15 protein-coding genes and 2 tRNA genes are annotated in these 16724 nt (G+C 53.2%); 15 read left to right on the top strand and 2 right to left on the bottom strand.

Annotation, left to right across the window (positions count from 1 at the left end):
• Positions 1-81 precede the first annotated feature (81 nt).
• Positions 82-1254, top strand: coding sequence for an Obg family GTPase CgtA (gene cgtA, locus AC2LB6_RS16675; protein WP_191920111.1), 1173 nt, complete (start codon positions 82-84; stop codon positions 1252-1254).
• Between the two features lie 171 nt (positions 1255-1425).
• Here cgtA and dacB read toward each other — a convergent pair whose 3' ends face one another.
• Positions 1426-2859, bottom strand: a complete 1434-nt coding sequence (gene dacB, locus AC2LB6_RS16680; RefSeq protein WP_033743117.1) for a serine-type D-Ala-D-Ala carboxypeptidase — start codon at positions 2857-2859, stop codon at positions 1426-1428.
• Between the two features lie 248 nt (positions 2860-3107).
• On the opposite strand from dacB, the gene greA reads away from it, so the two are divergent.
• Positions 3108-3584 (top strand): transcription elongation factor GreA, encoded by a 477-nt coding sequence (gene greA / locus AC2LB6_RS16685; RefSeq protein WP_003851087.1) that lies wholly within the window; start codon positions 3108-3110, stop codon positions 3582-3584.
• 106 nt (positions 3585-3690) lie between these two features.
• Here greA and yhbY read toward each other — a convergent pair whose 3' ends face one another.
• On the bottom strand, positions 3691-3984 hold the full coding sequence (yhbY, locus tag AC2LB6_RS16690) for a ribosome assembly RNA-binding protein YhbY (RefSeq protein WP_008925418.1): 294 nt from the start codon (positions 3982-3984) through the stop codon (positions 3691-3693).
• A 127-nt stretch (positions 3985-4111) separates the two neighbouring features.
• On the opposite strand from yhbY, the gene rlmE reads away from it, so the two are divergent.
• The 13 genes from rlmE (at position 4112) to rpsO (ending at position 16552) form a co-directional block, all read left to right on the top strand.
• Positions 4112-4741 (top strand): 23S rRNA (uridine(2552)-2'-O)-methyltransferase RlmE, encoded by a 630-nt coding sequence (rlmE, locus tag AC2LB6_RS16695; protein ID WP_090963906.1) that lies wholly within the window; start codon positions 4112-4114, stop codon positions 4739-4741.
• 113 nt (positions 4742-4854) lie between these two features.
• Entirely contained in the window at positions 4855-6780 is a 1926-nt protein-coding gene (gene ftsH / locus AC2LB6_RS16700; protein ID WP_033781657.1) for an ATP-dependent zinc metalloprotease FtsH, read from the top strand.
• Positions 6781-6859: 79 nt separating this feature from the next.
• A complete protein-coding gene (gene folP, locus AC2LB6_RS16705; protein WP_090963908.1) occupies positions 6860-7699 on the top strand; it encodes a dihydropteroate synthase in 840 nt (279 codons plus the stop codon).
• Positions 7696-9030, top strand: coding sequence for a phosphoglucosamine mutase (gene glmM / locus AC2LB6_RS16710; RefSeq protein WP_033781660.1), 1335 nt, complete (start codon positions 7696-7698; stop codon positions 9028-9030). Before folP ends, glmM begins: the two co-directional genes overlap by 4 nt.
• A 217-nt stretch (positions 9031-9247) precedes the next feature.
• The gene (gene secG / locus AC2LB6_RS16715) at positions 9248-9586 is read left to right on the top strand and encodes a preprotein translocase subunit SecG (RefSeq protein ID WP_490094323.1); all 339 of its coding nucleotides are present in this window, start codon (positions 9248-9250) and stop codon (positions 9584-9586) included.
• A gap of 37 nt (positions 9587-9623) precedes the next feature.
• Positions 9624-9710: transfer RNA gene (locus AC2LB6_RS16720), tRNA-Leu, on the top strand.
• A gap of 59 nt (positions 9711-9769) precedes the next feature.
• Positions 9770-9846, top strand: a tRNA-Met gene (locus tag AC2LB6_RS16725).
• A gap of 212 nt (positions 9847-10058) precedes the next feature.
• Entirely contained in the window at positions 10059-10511 is a 453-nt protein-coding gene (rimP, locus tag AC2LB6_RS16730) for a ribosome maturation factor RimP (RefSeq protein ID WP_010251795.1), read from the top strand.
• Between the two features lie 24 nt (positions 10512-10535).
• On the top strand, positions 10536-12023 hold the full coding sequence (gene nusA / locus AC2LB6_RS16735; RefSeq protein WP_090963915.1) for a transcription termination factor NusA: 1488 nt from the start codon (positions 10536-10538) through the stop codon (positions 12021-12023).
• A gap of 17 nt (positions 12024-12040) precedes the next feature.
• Positions 12041-14734, top strand: coding sequence for a translation initiation factor IF-2 (gene infB, locus AC2LB6_RS16740; protein ID WP_090963918.1), 2694 nt, complete (start codon positions 12041-12043; stop codon positions 14732-14734).
• Between the two features lie 65 nt (positions 14735-14799).
• Entirely contained in the window at positions 14800-15207 is a 408-nt protein-coding gene (gene rbfA, locus AC2LB6_RS16745; protein ID WP_490094337.1) for a 30S ribosome-binding factor RbfA, read from the top strand.
• Entirely contained in the window at positions 15207-16151 is a 945-nt protein-coding gene (gene truB, locus AC2LB6_RS16750; protein WP_090963923.1) for a tRNA pseudouridine(55) synthase TruB, read from the top strand. Before rbfA ends, truB begins: the two co-directional genes overlap by 1 nt.
• Before the next feature lie 131 nt (positions 16152-16282).
• On the top strand, positions 16283-16552 hold the full coding sequence (gene rpsO / locus AC2LB6_RS16755; protein WP_003851063.1) for a 30S ribosomal protein S15: 270 nt from the start codon (positions 16283-16285) through the stop codon (positions 16550-16552).
• Positions 16553-16724 lie beyond the last annotated feature (172 nt).

Consider the following 16724-nt stretch of genomic DNA (forward strand, 5'->3'; position numbering starts at 1 on the left):
TATCCGCCGCTGGTCAGCGCAGAAGACCCTGGCGGACCCGTCTGCAGAGTGCTGCAGGCGATTGTGTGACGGAGATAGAAAATGAAGTTTGTAGATGAAGCGACAATCCTGGTCGTCGCCGGTGATGGCGGTAATGGTTGCGTAAGCTTCCGCCGCGAAAAATATATCCCGAGAGGCGGCCCTGATGGGGGTGATGGCGGTGACGGCGGTGACGTTTATCTGATCGCTGATGAAAACCTGAACACCCTTATCGATTATCGTTTCGAAAAATCTTTCCGCGCCGAGCGTGGCCAGAACGGCCAGAGCCGCGACTGTACCGGCAAACGCGGTAAAGATATCGAAGTTAAAGTGCCAGTCGGCACCCGGGTTATCGATCAGGGTACCGGCGAAACACTGGGCGACATGACGCGCCACGGCCAGAAGCTGATGGTCGGCAAAGGTGGCTGGCATGGCCTGGGCAACACCCGCTTCAAATCATCAGTGAACCGCAGTCCGCGCCAGAAAACCATGGGTACCCCAGGCGAAAAGCGCGATCTGCAGCTGGAGCTGATGCTGCTGGCAGACGTCGGGATGCTGGGCTTACCGAATGCCGGCAAATCGACCTTTATCCGTGCTGTGTCGGCTGCCAAACCAAAAGTGGCGGACTACCCGTTTACCACGCTGGTGCCAAGCCTGGGTGTCGTCCGTATGGACAGCGAGCAGAGCTTCGTCGTGGCTGATATCCCTGGCCTGATTGAAGGCGCAGCAGATGGCGCAGGTCTGGGCATTCGCTTCCTGAAGCACCTTGAGCGCTGCCGCGTGTTGCTGCACCTAATCGACATCGATCCCATTGATGAAAGCGATCCGGTTGAAAATGCCCGGATCATTCTCGGCGAGCTCGAAAAGTACAGCGAGAAGCTGTTCAACAAGCCACGCTGGCTGGTCTTCAACAAAATTGATCTGATCAGTGAAGAAGAAGCGCAGTTACGTGCCAAAGCGGTTGCTGAAGCACTGGGCTGGGAAGATAAGTACTACCTGATTTCTGCCGCAAGCCGTACCGGTGTCAACGAACTCTGCTGGGACGTGATGAGCTTCATCAACGCCAACCCGAAAGAAGCCGAACTCGAAGAGAAACAGCCGGAGAAAGTGGAGTTCATGTGGGATGATTACCACAAAGAAACCATTGAAAACACGGTTGAAGTGGAAGATGAAGAATGGGATGACGACTGGGATGATGAAGACGACGAAGGCGTTGAAATCATCTATCAGCGTTAACCGCGCGTCTGCTACAGCGTAATATATGATGCCCCCTTTCAGGAATGAAAGGGGGCATTGTTCTTTCTGGAGCCTGCTTTTCAACGCGACACTGATATCCGCTTCTGATGTGTTCAGCCATAAAAAAACGCAGCAGGTTGATCGCCTGCTGCGTTTTTTATTACTGCGTAATCAGTTGTTCTGGTTGATATCGCGGTAGAGTCGGCTCTCGAAACGCACCAGTGGAATACGACGAGTACGTTGATCTTCCGGCGGTACCGCATAACCGGAAAGGAACTGAACGAACGCCACCCTCGCGCCACTTGAGGTAGTGATAAAGCCCGCCAGGTTATAGACGCCCTGCAATGAACCGGTTTTCGCCGAGACTTTGCCATCCAGTCCTGCTTCATGCAGTCCGCCACGATATTGCAGCGTGCCATCATAGCCAGCCAGCGGCAGCATCGAAATATAATCCAGCGTGTTGTCATTCTTCGCAATGAACTGCAACACCTGCATCATGGTTTGCGGCGAAATCAGGTCATGGCGCGACAGGCCGGAACCATCGACCTGAATGCTATTGCCCATGTCGACATTGGCTTTCGCTTTCAGGATACGACGAACCGCATCCTGTCCGGCACGGAAGGTACCTGGCACGTTGAAGTAGTGATGACCAATAGTGCGGAACACCGTGTCGGCAATCATGTTGTCTGACTTCTTCAGCATAGTGTGTAGCAGCGTATGCAGCGGCGCGGACTGGGTCGATGCCAGTACAGTGCCTGGCTCCGTGACCTGCGTCTGACGCACCAGATGCCCGCTGTAATCAATCTCTGACGACCGCAGTTCCGCCTTGAGAATCTCGCCTGCCCAGGCCGCGCCATCCTGCACTGCAAAGGCCAGCGGAAGCGGTTCGGCACGCTGCCGCATACAGCCAGTCAGCGTGTAACGGTTCAGCTCGCCCGGCACCACATCCAGTTCACAATATTGCCCTTCGCCGCTGTTGCGGCCGATGGTGCGGACCTGGCTGTACATATGCGCCGGATAATAGGAGGCGATGCGAACAAAGGCATTTTCACCCGGCGTATTAGCGCTGTAGAGCGACACCGAGAAACAGTTCTTATCAACAATCGCAGCACCCGGCGGGGCGCTGAAGCACTGAGTCATATCGTTCCACGGCCAGCCCGGCGCCATGTCGTGACTGGCAAACACGGAAGTGTCGATAACCAGATTGCCTTTGATATGGTTAATACCCTGTTTCTTAATCGCCGCGACCATGTTGCGCAGATCCTGACGGGTTAAGGTCGGATCACCGCCGAAACGTGCGACTAAATCGCCGTTCAGGGTGCCATCTATAATGGCGCCGCGAGTCTCAAAAGTGGTCTGAAAACGGAAGTCGCCACCCAGTTCCAGTAATGCCGCCAGCGCCGTCACCACTTTCATGGTACTGGCGGGCAGGGCCATCTGTTTTCCGTGGTAATCAATGATCGGTGTTGATGCACCCACTTTCTGGACCATCAGTGCCAGATTGGCACCGTCTGGCAGATACTGCATGTATTCATCAACTGGCGCTGCGTGTGCCTGCAGCATAAATGCACAGCTTAATCCGGTAACAAGTCGTGAAAATCGCATAATCTCGCGGTAACTGGCAGGTGAGGGCGTCAATACTACGTTGCCGGACGGTGCAAAGTAAACGATGACCCGCAGTGAACTCTGGGGTAAAATACGTATCAAATTGCAAAACTCTTTTCTGGCCTGGAAGCATTTCCGGGTCAGGATTCTTTTATTTGCAAAAACGGGCTAATGTGCCGCAGAACGCTTTTTTCTGCAGTCACCGGTCAGGATGACATCGTTAACAGGAAAGAGGGCGAGGAGCTTAAATGAATCAGATTCCGATGACGTTAAGAGGCGCTGAAAGACTGCGCGAAGAGCTGAACGAGCTGAAAACCGTGAAGCGCCCGCGCATTATTGCCTCTATCGCTGACGCACGCGAACACGGCGATTTAAAAGAGAACGCTGAATATCATGCTGCGCGTGAAGAGCAGGGTTTTTGTGAAGGGCGTATTCAGGAGATTGAAGCCAAACTCTCCAATGCGCAGGTGATCGACGTCACCCAGATGCCTAAAACTGGCCGCGTGATTTTCGGCGCAACGGTGACCGTACTGAATGTCGAGACCGACGAAGAGTCGACTTATCGTATCGTGGGCGATGACGAAGCGGACTTTAAGCAAAATCTGATTTCGGTCAATTCGCCAATGGCGCGTGGCCTGGTGGGTAAAGAAGCCGATGATGTGGCTATCGTGAAAACCCCGGGTGGCGATGTTGAGTATGAGATCCTGAAGGTAGAATACCTTTAAGATGGTGCAACGCCTGAAAAAGCGTTAAAGCACAATGTAAAGAAAAGAAAAAGGCCGCATCGCGGCCTTTTATCTGAGGTAAGAGCATGTCACTTTCTTTGCCCACTTAACGTGGCAGAGAAATTTTGCTCTCTTTAGAGGGGCGATACAGCACCAGCGTTTTGCCGATCACCTGTACGTTGCTGGCACCGGTCTCACGCACGATAGCCTCAACGATCAGCTGTTTCGTTTCACGATCTTCCGAGGCGATTTTTACCTTGATCAGTTCGTGATGCGCCAGAGCCTGCTCGATTTCGGCCAGCACGCCTTCAGTCAGGCCGTTGCCACCCAGCATAACCACTGGCTTGAGTGGATGGGCGAGGCCCTTGAGGTGCTGTTTTTGTTTGGTACTTAGATTCATCGTAGTTTTTTACTTACTCAGGGATTGAAAACGGTTCATTCTACCGCCATCTCGGGTATATCACCAAATCGACGCAACCCATTGCGTGCAGGTTTATCGCTACGATGACGATTTAGTTGGAAATAATATGACGGGTAAAAAGCGTTCAGCCAGCTCCGGCCGCTGGCTTCAGGAACACTTTAGCGATAAATATGTGCTCCAGGCGCATAAAAAAGGGTTGCGCTCGCGCGCCTGGTTTAAACTTGATGAAATACAACAGGGTGACAAGCTGTTCAAACCCGGTATGACCGTGGTAGATCTGGGTGCCGCACCCGGTGGCTGGTCGCAATATGTGGTACAGCAAATCGGGAACAAAGGGCGCGTCATTGCCTGTGATATCCTGCCAATGGATCCAATAGTCGGTGTCGATTTCCTTCAGGGCGATTTTCGTGAAGAATCGGTGATCAATGCGCTGCTTGAGCGCGTTGGCGATCAGAAAGTTCAGGTTGTCATGTCCGATATGGCGCCGAATATGAGTGGTACACCTGCCGTAGATATTCCCCGGTCGATGTATTTAGTGGAGCTGGCGCTGGAGATGTGTCGGGATATTCTGGCACCCGGCGGAAGTTTTGTAGTGAAAGTGTTTCAGGGAGATGGCTTCGATGAATACCTGCGGGAAATTCGCTCCCTGTTTACGAAAGTAAAAATTCGTAAGCCGGACGCTTCACGTTCTCGTTCACGTGAAGTGTACATTGTGGCGACTGGGCTCAAACTATAACCAAATTGCTGGAGAAGTCCGCAGCTTTGCTGCGATTCCATGTATGCAGGAACTATAGTACCCTACGCTATCTGTTAACACCGATGTAATATGAGGTTAATCCCTTGAGTGACATGGCGAAAAACCTGATTCTCTGGTTAGTCATCGCGGTCGTGCTGATGTCAGTATTCCAGAGCTTTGGGCCCAGCGAGTCGAATGGCCGTCGGGTTGATTATTCAACCTTCCTGTCGGAAGTGAACCAGGATCAGGTCCGCGAGGCACGTATTAACGGGCGTGAAATTAACGTTGTCAAAAAAGACAGCAATAAATATACCACCTACATTCCTGTCAATGATCCTAAGTTGCTCGATAACCTCTTGACCAAAAACGTCAAAGTGGTTGGCGAACCGCCGGAAGAACCAAGCCTGCTGGCTTCAATCTTCATTTCGTGGTTCCCGATGCTGCTGCTGATCGGTGTGTGGATCTTCTTTATGCGTCAGATGCAGGGCGGCGGCGGTAAGGGCGCGATGTCCTTCGGCAAAAGCAAAGCCCGCATGTTGACGGAAGACCAGATTAAAACCACTTTCGCCGATGTAGCCGGTTGTGACGAAGCGAAAGATGAAGTGGCTGAGCTGGTGGAATATCTGCGTGAGCCGAGCCGTTTCCAGAAGCTGGGCGGTAAAATTCCAAAAGGCGTTCTGATGGTGGGGCCACCGGGTACCGGTAAAACCCTGCTGGCTAAAGCGATTGCCGGTGAAGCGAAGGTGCCATTCTTTACCATCTCCGGTTCTGACTTCGTGGAAATGTTTGTTGGTGTCGGTGCATCCCGTGTGCGTGACATGTTCGAACAAGCCAAGAAAGCAGCACCGTGCATCATCTTCATCGATGAGATCGATGCCGTCGGTCGTCAGCGTGGCGCCGGTTTAGGCGGTGGTCATGATGAACGTGAGCAGACGCTGAACCAGATGCTGGTTGAGATGGATGGTTTCGAAGGTAACGAAGGTATTATCGTTATCGCCGCGACTAACCGTCCTGACGTACTGGACCCTGCGCTGCTGCGTCCAGGCCGCTTTGACCGTCAGGTTGTTGTAGGCCTGCCAGATGTACGCGGTCGTGAGCAGATCCTGAAAGTGCATATGCGTCGTGTGCCACTGGCTACCGATATTGATGCAGCGATCATTGCACGTGGTACCCCAGGCTTCTCAGGTGCCGATCTGGCCAACCTTGTGAACGAAGCAGCGCTGTTCGCCGCCCGTTCAAACAAGCGTGTGGTGTCGATGGTTGAATTCGAGAAAGCGAAAGACAAAATCATGATGGGTGCGGAACGTCGCTCTATGGTGATGACAGAATCGCAGAAAGAGTCAACCGCCTACCACGAAGCGGGCCACGCCATTATTGGCCGCCTGGTGCCAGAGCATGACCCGGTTCATAAAGTCACGATTATCCCGCGCGGCCGTGCGCTGGGTGTGACCTTCTTCCTGCCTGAAGGCGACGCGATCAGCGCCAGCCGTCAGAAACTGGAAAGCCAGATCTCAACGCTTTACGGCGGTCGTCTGGCAGAAGAGATCATCTACGGTGTGGAACGTGTTTCTACCGGTGCGTCTAACGACATTAAAGTCGCGACAAATCTGGCACGTAACATGGTGACGCAGTGGGGCTTCTCTGAAAAACTGGGTCCGTTGCTGTATGCAGAAGAAGAGGGTGAAGTCTTCCTTGGACGTTCTGTCGCGAAAGCGAAACACATGTCTGATGAAACTGCCCGCATCATCGACCAGGAAGTTAAACACCTGATCGACAGCAACTACCAGCGTGCTCGTCGCATTCTGGGTGAGAACATGGACATCCTTCACGCGATGAAAGACGCGCTAATGAAGTATGAAACCATTGATGCACCGCAGATCGACGACCTGATGGCACGCCGCGAAGTGCGTCCGCCAGCCGGCTGGGAAGATCCAGGCAGCAACTCAGACAGTAACGGTACGCCAAAGGCGCCACGTCCGGTTGATGAACCGCGTACGCCGAACCCAGGCAATACCATGTCAGAGCAGTACAATAAATAAGACGCAACATCGTCAGACAAAACCCCGGCTGGTCCGGGGTTTTTTACATCCAGATATTGATCAGTAAGGAGTTTCCGCTATGAAGTTGTTCGCCCGTGATTCCCATCTCGATTTATCTTTTCCTCATGTGATGGGCATTCTGAATGTCACGCCGGACTCTTTTTCAGATGGTGGTAAACATAACGCGCTGGTCGATGCGCTGACGCATACCAATGAGATGGTCAATGCAGGCGCAACTATCATCGATGTGGGCGGCGAATCAACCCGTCCTGGCGCTGATGAGGTCAGTGTGGAGGAGGAGCTGGAGCGCGTAATACCGGTGATCGATGCCATCGCCCAGCGTTTCGAAGTCTGGATTTCAGTGGACACCTCTAAAGCCGAAGTCATCCGGGAAGCCGCGCGAGTGGGTGCTCACATCATTAATGACGTTCGCTCACTCTCTGAACCAGGCGCGCTGGAAGCTGCCGCCGCTACCGGGCTTCCTGTCTGTTTAATGCATATGCAGGGCGAACCGCGCACCATGCAGCAGGCACCGGTATACGAAAACATCTTAAGCGAAGTGGACACTTACTTCGCTCAGCAGATTGCGCGCTGCGAAGCGGCGGGAATTAAAAAAGAGCGGCTGATACTCGACCCGGGCTTCGGTTTCGGTAAAAATCTCAGCCACAATTATGAACTGCTGGCTCATCTGGGCGATTTTCACCACTTCGGTCTGCCGCTGTTGGTAGGGATGTCGCGTAAGTCAATGATTGGCCAGCTGTTAAATGTCGGCCCGTCACAGCGTTTAACCGGCAGCCTGAGCTGCGCGGTGATTGCTGCCATGCAGGGCGCGCAGATTATTCGCGCGCATGACGTTAAAGAGACGGCCGAAGCGATGCGCGTGGTCGAAGCGACCCGAAGAGCAAAAGGAGTATCATGAGTAATCGTAAATATTTCGGTACAGACGGCATTCGCGGCAAAGTCGGTGAAACACCTATCACCCCCGATTTCGTCCTGAAGCTGGGCTGGGCCGCAGGTAAAGTGCTGGCGCGCCATGGTTCAAAGAAGATCATTATCGGTAAAGATACGCGTATATCTGGCTATATGCTGGAGTCTGCACTGGAAGCAGGCCTCGCTGCGGCAGGCCTGACAGCAGCGTTTACCGGCCCGATGCCGACGCCCGCCATCGCCTATCTGACCCGCACCTTCCGCGCTGAGGCGGGCATAGTGATTTCCGCGTCGCACAATCCGTTTGACGATAACGGCATTAAATTCTTCTCTTCCGAGGGCACCAAACTGCCTGATGACGTCGAAGAAGCGATTGAGCTGGAGATGGAAAAGCCGATTACCTGCGTTGAGTCCGCGCAGTTAGGCCGCGCCAGCCGCATCGTCGATGCAGCAGGGCGTTACATTGAGTTTTGCAAAGGGACCTTCCCCAGCGAACTAAATCTTAACGGCCTGAAAATTGTGGTCGACTGCGCCAATGGCGCCACCTACCACATTGCGCCGAATGTTCTGCGTGAACTGGGCGCAACCGTTATTGCTATCGGTGTCCAGCCAGACGGAATGAACATCAATAAAGAGTGTGGTGCCACCGATCTCAAACTGTTGCAGCAGCGCGTACTCGCGGAGAAGGCCGATATTGGTCTGGCCTACGATGGCGACGGCGACCGCATCATGATGATTGACCATCTGGGTGACAAAGTTGATGGCGACCAGATCCTTTACATTATTGCGCGTGAAGCCCTGCGTCAGGGACAGTTACGCGGCGGCGTAGTGGGCACGCTAATGAGTAACATGGGACTGGAATTAGCGCTGAAACAGCTTGGTATTCCGTTTACCCGTGCCAAAGTGGGTGACCGCTATGTGCTGGAGAAGATGCAGGAGAAAGGATGGCGTCTCGGCGCAGAGAACTCTGGTCATGTGATCCTGCTGGATAAAACCACCACTGGCGACGGTATTGTTGCAAGTTTGCAAGTGCTCACTGCAATGGTGCGCAACCATATGAGTCTGCACGATCTCTGCAGTGGCATGAAAATGCTGCCGCAGGTTCTGGTCAACGTTCGCTTTGCGGGTGAGCATGATCCACTGCAAAGTGACGCAGTAAAAACCGTCACTGCCGAAGTGGAAAAAGCGCTGGCGGGTCGTGGACGTGTTCTGCTGCGTAAATCGGGCACCGAGCCACTCATTCGCGTGATGGTGGAAGGCGAAAATGAGGCGCAGGTAACGGAACTGGCGAATCGTATCGCCGATCAGGTCAAGGCCGTTTAAACTCATTACAGGCGGTTCTCAGGATGTGCAACTGCCTGTAAAATCACCGGGATGGCGCTTTTTTCTGCAATCAGTCTGGCTGGTAAAAATTGCACTTGCAGAGATATGCGCCTTTAGTTAGTATTCACACCCGCTTCTGATGGGTGATGACGAGACTCCCCATCAATACTGGTTGAAGCTTTAACTGTACGATTATCGTGCAAGGAACAGGTTGAATATGTACGAAGCTCTTTTAGTTGTTTTCCTTATTGTAGCTATCGCCCTTGTGGGTATGATCATGCTGCAGCAAGGCAAAGGCGCTGATATGGGAGCCTCATTCGGTGCAGGCGCATCCGGTACGGTGTTTGGTTCTTCGGGTTCAGGTAATTTCCTGACACGTACTACTGGCATCTTAGCGGCACTGTTCTTCATCATCAGCCTGGTTCTCGGTAATCTGAACAGCAATAAAGCTTCGAAAGGAAGCGAGTGGGAAAATCTTTCTGCGCCGGCGCAGTCTTCTCAAAAGACTGAAAAGCCAGCTCAACCGGTAACTCCGGGCAGCGATATTCCTCAGTAAGGTCGTCAGCACAACGAATCGTTGTGGTCAGTGCAGTGCCGTGGTGGTGGAATTGGTAGACACGCTACCTTGAGGTGGTAGTGCCCGATTGGGCTTACGGGTTCAAGTCCCGTCCTCGGTACCAAATAGCAGTATCACTTGCATTTTATGCAGGTCTGGCGTATTATTCGCCACGTTTTCGGACGCGGGGTGGAGCAGCCTGGTAGCTCGTCGGGCTCATAACCCGAAGGTCGTCGGTTCAAATCCGGCCCCCGCAACCAATTTTCCCTTTGAGTTCTTTTTCAAATATACTGTATGCATCGACGGACGCATTCACGGCTATTTTTTGAAAGAAAATTCTTTGGATGGAGTCCGGGCCGCATTGCGGCATACAGGGTCCAGTGACTAAAAGCCCCGAATATTCGGGGTTTTTTGTTATTAGCGAATCGTAATACTGGGCTATAGGCCCTTTTTTTATGTCTTGGGGGTGGGCTTGTCCACATTAGAGCAAAAATTGACAGAGTTGGTATCGGCTCCCGTAGAAGCGCTGGGTTACGAACTGGTTGGAATTGAATTCGTTCGTAGTCGCACATCTATCCTGCGCATCTATATTGATAGTGAAGATGGCATCAATGTCGATGATTGCGCCGATGTCAGCCACCAGGTAAGTGCGGTAATGGATGTTGAAGATCCAATTACGGTACCTTACAACCTTGAAGTCTCTTCACCGGGACTCGATCGTCCTCTGTTCACCGCAGAACACTACACCCGCTTTATGGGTGAAGAAGTGAGTCTGGTGTTGCGTATGGCCGTTCAGAACCGCCGTAAATGGCAGGGAACCATCAAGTCAGTTGATGGCGAGATGATCACGGTGCACGTTGAGGGTAGCGATGAAGTGTTCGCGCTGAGTAATATTCAGAAAGCGAACCTGGTCCCCCACTTTTAAAAGTCCGGATTGAGGCTAACCAGGATGAACAAAGAGATCTTAGCTGTTGTAGAAGCCGTTTCTAACGAAAAAGCCCTGCCGCGTGAGAAAATCTTCGAAGCGCTGGAGAGCGCGCTGGCGACTGCGACCAAGAAAAAGTACGAGCAGGAAATCGAGGTACGCGTCAGCATTGATCGCCGCAGTGGCGATTTCGATACTTTCCGCCGCTGGGAAATCGTAGATGAGGTGACACAGCCGACGCGCGAGATCACGCTGGATGCGGCCCGCTTCGAAGATGAAGCATTCAATCTGGGCGAATATGTTGAAGATCAGATTGAATCGGTCACTTTTGACCGTATCACCACCCAGACTGCTAAGCAGGTTATCGTGCAAAAAGTGCGCGAAGCTGAGCGCGCAATGGTGGTTGATCAGTTCCGTCAGCATGAAGGCGAAATTATTACTGGCGTGGTGAAGAAAGTTAACCGCGACAATATTTCCCTCGACCTGGGCAGCAACGCCGAAGCGGTCATCATGCGCGAAGATATGCTGCCGCGTGAAAACTTCCGTCCAGGCGACCGTATTCGTGGCGTACTCTACTCTGTACGTCCGGAAGCGCGTGGCGCGCAACTGTTCGTGACGCGTTCCAAACCGGAAATGCTGATTGAACTGTTTCGCATTGAGGTGCCAGAAATTGGCGAAGAACTGATTGAAATTAAAGCCGCTGCCCGTGATCCAGGTTCGCGCGCTAAAATTGCAGTCAAAACTAACGACAAACGTATCGATCCCGTCGGTGCCTGTGTGGGCATGCGCGGCGCGCGTGTTCAGGCAGTTTCCAGTGAACTGGGCGGCGAGCGTATCGATATCGTGCTGTGGGACGATAACCCGGCGCAGTTTGTTATTAACGCCATGGCTCCGGCCGATGTGGCGTCAATCGTGGTTGATGAAGATAATCACACCATGGATATCGCCGTTGAAGCTGGCAATCTGGCTCAGGCGATCGGCCGTAACGGCCAAAACGTGCGTCTCGCTTCGCAGCTGAGTGGCTGGGAGCTGAACGTGATGACCGTCGATGATCTGCAGGCTAAGCATCAGGCTGAAGCCCATGCAGCGATCGATATGTTCACTAAACATCTCGACATCGACGAAGAGTTCGCCACCGTTCTGGTGGAAGAGGGCTTCTCCTCGCTGGAAGAGCTGGCATACGTGCCAATCAACGAGCTGCTGGAAGTCGACGGTCTCGACGAAGAGACCATTGAAGCCCTGCGTGAACGAGCAAAAAATGCGTTAACCACCCTGGCACTGGCGAAAGAAGAGAGTCTTGGAAATCAGGAGCCCGCTGAGGATCTTCTGAATCTTGAAGGCCTCGATCGTGCGCTGGCGTTCCGCCTGGCGTCGAAAGGCGTTTGCACGCTGGAAGATCTCGCTGAGCAAGGTGTTGACGATCTGACGGATATTGAAGGCATGTCTGATGAACAGGCCGGCGCGCTGATTATGGCCGCACGTAATATCTGCTGGTTCGGCGATGACGCGTAATAACAGGAAGGAACAGCATGACAGATGTAACCGTAAAATCGCTGGCCGCAGAAATTCAGACTCCGGTCGATCGCCTGGTACAGCAATTTGCTGATGCGGGGATCCCTAAGTCTGAAAATGACGCGGTGACCCAGCAAGAGAAAGAAACCTTACTATCTCATCTGAACCGTGAACACGGTCAGGTCGGTTCAGCTAAGCTGACGCTGCAGCGTAAAACGCGCAGCACCTTGAATATTCCAGGCACCGGGGGTAAAAGTAAGTCGGTGCAAATTGAAGTCCGCAAAAAGCGTACCTATGTGAAAGGTGATGCAGAGTCTGAGCAAGCTCAGGCCGAAGCAGAAGCCGAGGCGCAGCGTGAAGCGGAAGAGCAGGCGCAACGCGAGGCTGAAGAAAAAGCCCGTCGCGAAGCTGAACAGAAAGCGCAACGTGAAGCCGAAGACAAAGCCAGGCGCGAAGCCGCTGACAAGGCCAAACGTGCAGCAGCGGAAAATGACAAAGTGACAAATCAACCTACCGACGAAGTGACCAGGGCTGCGCAATCAGACAAAGCCCGTCGCGAAGCTGAAGCTGCCGAACTGAAGCGTAAAGCTGAAGAAGAAGCCCGCCGTAAGCTCGAAGAGGCTGCCCGCCTCGTAGCCGAAGAAGCCCGCCGTCTGGCTGAAGAGAAATCAGCTGAATGGGAAAAACCGGAAGAAGAGGATAAAGGCGACTATCACGTCACCACTTCGACCCATGCCCGTCAGGCAGAAGACGAAAACGACCGTCAGGTTGAAGCAGGTCGTGCGCGTGCGCGCACTACTGCTAAAGCTGCGCGTCCGGCGAAAAAAGGCAACAAACATTCTGAAGCCAAAACTGACCGTGAAGAAGCGCGTGCGCAGGTTCGTGGCGGTAAAGGTGGTAAGCATCGCAAACCTAGCGCACTGCAGCAGGGCTTCAACAAGCCAGCGCAGGCCGTTAACCGCGATGTTGTGATTGGCGAAACCATCACCGTAGCCGAACTGGCTAACAAAATGGCGGTGAAAGGTTCTCTGGTCATCAAAGCGATGATGAAGATGGGCGCCATGGCGACTATTAACCAGGTCATCGATCAGGAAACTGCACAGCTCGTTGCCGAAGAGATGGGCCACAAAGTGACCCTGCGTCGTGAGAACGAGCTGGAAGAAGCGGTAATGGACGATCGTGATACTGATGCGGCGCAGGAGTCTCGTGCTCCGGTTGTCACCATCATGGGTCACGTCGACCACGGTAAAACGTCCCTGCTGGACTATATCCGCTCCACCAAAATCGCCTCTGGCGAAGCGGGCGGCATTACTCAGCACATCGGTGCTTACCACGTCGAAACCGACACCGGTATGGTCACCTTCCTGGATACTCCGGGCCACGCCGCGTTTACCGCGATGCGTGCACGTGGTGCGCAGGCGACCGACATCGTTATCCTGGTTGTCGCAGCGGACGATGGCGTGATGCCACAGACTATCGAAGCTATTCAGCACGCTAAAGCCGCTAAAGTGCCGGTTGTCGTTGCAGTGAACAAGTGCGATAAGCCAGAAGCGGATCCGGATCGTGTTAAAAACGAACTGACTCAGTACGGAATCATTCCGGAAGAGTGGGGCGGCGAAAACATGTTCGTTAATGTCTCTGCGAAAGCGGGTACCGGCATTGATGACCTGTTAAACGCTATCCTGCTGCAGGCTGAAGTACTGGAACTGACTGCTATCCGTGAAGGTATGGCGAGCGGCGTGGTTATCGAATCGTTCCTCGACAAAGGTCGTGGTCCGGTTGCAACCGTGCTGGTACGTGAAGGTACACTGAACAAAGGCGACATCGTTCTTTGTGGTTTCGAATATGGCCGTGTTCGTGCAATGCGTGACGAACTGGGTCGCGAAGTCATGGAAGCGGGTCCGTCTATCCCGGTTGAGATTCTGGGCCTGTCCGGCGTGCCGGCTGCGGGTGATGAAGCGACCGTGGTTCGTGACGAGAAGAAAGCACGTGAAGTTGCGCTCTATCGTCAGGGCAAATTCCGCGAAGTTAAACTGGCACGCCAGCAGAAATCTAAGCTTGAGAACATGTTTGCTAACATGACCGAGGGCGAAGTTTCTGAACTGAACATCGTGATGAAAGCTGACGTTCAGGGTTCTGTGGAAGCGATCTCCGACTCCCTGCTGAAACTCTCCACCGACGAAGTGAAGGTGAAGATTGTCGGTTCAGGTGTAGGCGGGATTACCGAAACCGACGCAACGCTGGCCGCTGCCTCGAACGCTATCCTGATTGGCTTCAACGTCCGTGCCGATGCCTCTGCGCGTCGCGTCATCGATGCTGAAAGCCTGGATCTGCGTTACTACTCAGTCATCTATAACCTGATTGATGAAGTTAAAGCGGCGATGAGCGGTATGCTGGCACCAGAGTACAAACAGCAGATCATTGGTCTGGCTGCAGTGCGCGACGTGTTCAAATCACCGAAGTTTGGCGCGATTGCCGGTTGTATGGTGACGGAAGGTAACATCAAACGTCACAATCCAATCCGTGTCCTGCGTGACAACGTGGTGATTTACGAAGGCGAGCTGGAATCTCTGCGTCGCTTTAAAGATGACGTCAACGAAGTGCGTAACGGCATGGAGTGCGGTATCGGCGTGAAGAACTACAACGACGTTCGCGTTGGCGATATGATCGAAGTGTTTGAAATCATCGAAATTAAACGCACCATCGAGTAATAGACTGCTGATGTGTTGCAATTTGGGAGGCCTCTGGCCTCCCGAATTATTTGGGAGAAATAATGATGGCGAAAGAATTTGGTCGCCCGCAGCGCGTTTCACAAGAGCTGCAAAAAGAGATTGCGATGATCCTGCAGCGTGAGATTAAAGATCCCCGTCTTGGCATGATGGTCACCGTATCCGGCGTTGAAGTGTCACGCGATCTCGCCTACGCAAAAGTGTTCGTCACTTTCCTTAACGATAAAGATGAAGAAGCGATTAAACATGGCCTGAAAGCGCTGAAAGAAGCGTCAGGTTATATTCGCATTCTGCTGGGTAAAGCGATGCGTCTGCGTATCGTGCCTGAGCTGACCTTCTTCTACGACAACTCGTTAGTGGAAGGGATGCGCATGTCCAATCTCGTCACCAGCGTCGTGAAGAACGATGCTGAGCGCCGTGGCCCCGAAGCTACGGGCGATGACGAGGAGGCGTAATGAGTCGTCCGCGTCGTCGCGGTCGCGACGTCCATGGCGTGTTGTTGCTGGATAAGCCACAAGGCGTCTCGTCGAATGATGTCCTGCAGAAAGTGAAGCGAATCTTTAACGCCAATCGCGCAGGTCATACCGGCGCGCTTGATCCTCTGGCGACCGGCATGTTGCCGATCTGCCTGGGTGAAGCGACCAAGTTTTCGCAGTATCTGCTGGATTCCGATAAACGCTATCGCGTGATTGCCCGACTGGGTGAGCGTACGGACACGTCAGACGCCGATGGCAACATTGTGCAGACGCGTCCGGTCAGCTTCAGTCAGGCCGATCTGGACAGCGCCCTCGAGAGCTTCCGTGGCGAAACGCTGCAGGTGCCTTCGATGTTTTCGGCGCTGAAGCATCAGGGTCGTCCGCTGTATGAATATGCGCGTCAGGGCATCGTCATTGAGCGTGAACCCCGTCCAATTACTGTCTATGAGCTGCAGTTTATTCGCTGGCAGGATAATGAGCTGGAGCTGGAAATTCACTGCTCCAAAGGCACCTATATCCGCACCATCATCGATGATCTGGGCGAAAAGCTGGGATGTGGAGCGCATGTCATCATGCTGCGTCGCGTACAGGTTGCGCGTTATCCCTATGAAAGGATGGTAACGCTGGAACAACTGAACGCCCTGCTGACGGAAGCGACGGAAGCCGGTATTCCACTGGAGACACAGCTCGATCCACTGTTGTTGCCGATGGACAGCCCCGCCTCTGATTTCCCTGAGGTGAATATCCCGACTGTCGTGGCAGATTTTTTCCGCCAGGGTCAGCCGGTGCAGGCCAGCAATGCGCCTGCGCAGGGACTGGTCAGGGTATCGGAAGGCGAAGCGCGTAAGTTTATCGGCATGGCAGAAATCGCTGATGATGGCCGTCTTGCACCACGTCGTTTAGTGGTTGAGTATCAGGATTAAGCCGGGCGTTCACTTTTCGCTGATGGCGCATTTGCGTTGCTATCGGGCGCAGAGTAGAATAGCGCGGCTTTAAAGCGGGATGCTGAATTAGAGATCGGCACCTATACATTCATTTATTACTGGAGTTTATTATGTCTCTAAGCGTAGAAGCTAAAGCAGAGATCGTTGCTAAATATGGCCGTGGTGCTAACGACAGCGGTTCAACCGAAGTTCAGGTTGCCCTGTTGACCGCGCAGATTACCCATCTGCAGGGTCACTTCTCTGAGCACAAAAAAGACCACCACAGCCGCCGCGGTCTGCTGCGCATGGTATCTCAGCGTCGTAAGCTGCTGGACTACCTGAAGCGTAAAGACGTTGCACGCTACAGCAGCCTGATCGAAAGTCTCGGTCTGCGTCGCTAAGTCTGAAGAATCTGATCGTCTGGGCATTATGCGGGCTTTTGCACTGTGTGCAGCTTACGATCAGATTTGTGCGAGTTTCGTGAAGAGGGGGCCTTTATGGCCCCTTTTTTCGAGCAATCGGCAGCAATCCGATCCAAACTGATGTATTGTTGCTTAGTGTGATCTTTAGTTT

It is taken from the genome of Pantoea sp. RCC30.1 (assembly GCF_058148845.1).

Excerpts from the sequence above, each read along its gene's own strand:
- rbfA (WP_490094337.1), top strand. The coding sequence starts at position 14,800 with ATGGCGAAAGAATTTGGTCGCCCGCAGCGCGTTTCACAAGAGCTGCAA.
- rlmE (WP_090963906.1), top strand. The coding sequence starts at position 4,112 with ATGACGGGTAAAAAGCGTTCAGCCAGCTCCGGCCGCTGGCTTCAGGAA.
- glmM (WP_033781660.1), top strand. The coding sequence starts at position 7,696 with ATGAGTAATCGTAAATATTTCGGTACAGACGGCATTCGCGGCAAAGTC.
- greA (WP_003851087.1), top strand. The coding sequence starts at position 3,108 with ATGAATCAGATTCCGATGACGTTAAGAGGCGCTGAAAGACTGCGCGAA.
- cgtA (WP_191920111.1), top strand. The coding sequence starts at position 82 with ATGAAGTTTGTAGATGAAGCGACAATCCTGGTCGTCGCCGGTGATGGC.
- folP (WP_090963908.1), top strand. The coding sequence starts at position 6,860 with ATGAAGTTGTTCGCCCGTGATTCCCATCTCGATTTATCTTTTCCTCAT.
- infB (WP_090963918.1), top strand. The coding sequence starts at position 12,041 with ATGACAGATGTAACCGTAAAATCGCTGGCCGCAGAAATTCAGACTCCG.
- rpsO (WP_003851063.1), top strand. The coding sequence starts at position 16,283 with ATGTCTCTAAGCGTAGAAGCTAAAGCAGAGATCGTTGCTAAATATGGC.
- nusA (WP_090963915.1), top strand. The coding sequence starts at position 10,536 with ATGAACAAAGAGATCTTAGCTGTTGTAGAAGCCGTTTCTAACGAAAAA.
- dacB (WP_033743117.1), bottom strand. The coding sequence starts at position 2,859 with ATGCGATTTTCACGACTTGTTACCGGATTAAGCTGTGCATTTATGCTG.
- ftsH (WP_033781657.1), top strand. The coding sequence starts at position 4,855 with ATGGCGAAAAACCTGATTCTCTGGTTAGTCATCGCGGTCGTGCTGATG.
- yhbY (WP_008925418.1), bottom strand. The coding sequence starts at position 3,984 with ATGAATCTAAGTACCAAACAAAAACAGCACCTCAAGGGCCTCGCCCAT.
- secG (WP_490094323.1), top strand. The coding sequence starts at position 9,248 with ATGTACGAAGCTCTTTTAGTTGTTTTCCTTATTGTAGCTATCGCCCTT.
- truB (WP_090963923.1), top strand. The coding sequence starts at position 15,207 with ATGAGTCGTCCGCGTCGTCGCGGTCGCGACGTCCATGGCGTGTTGTTG.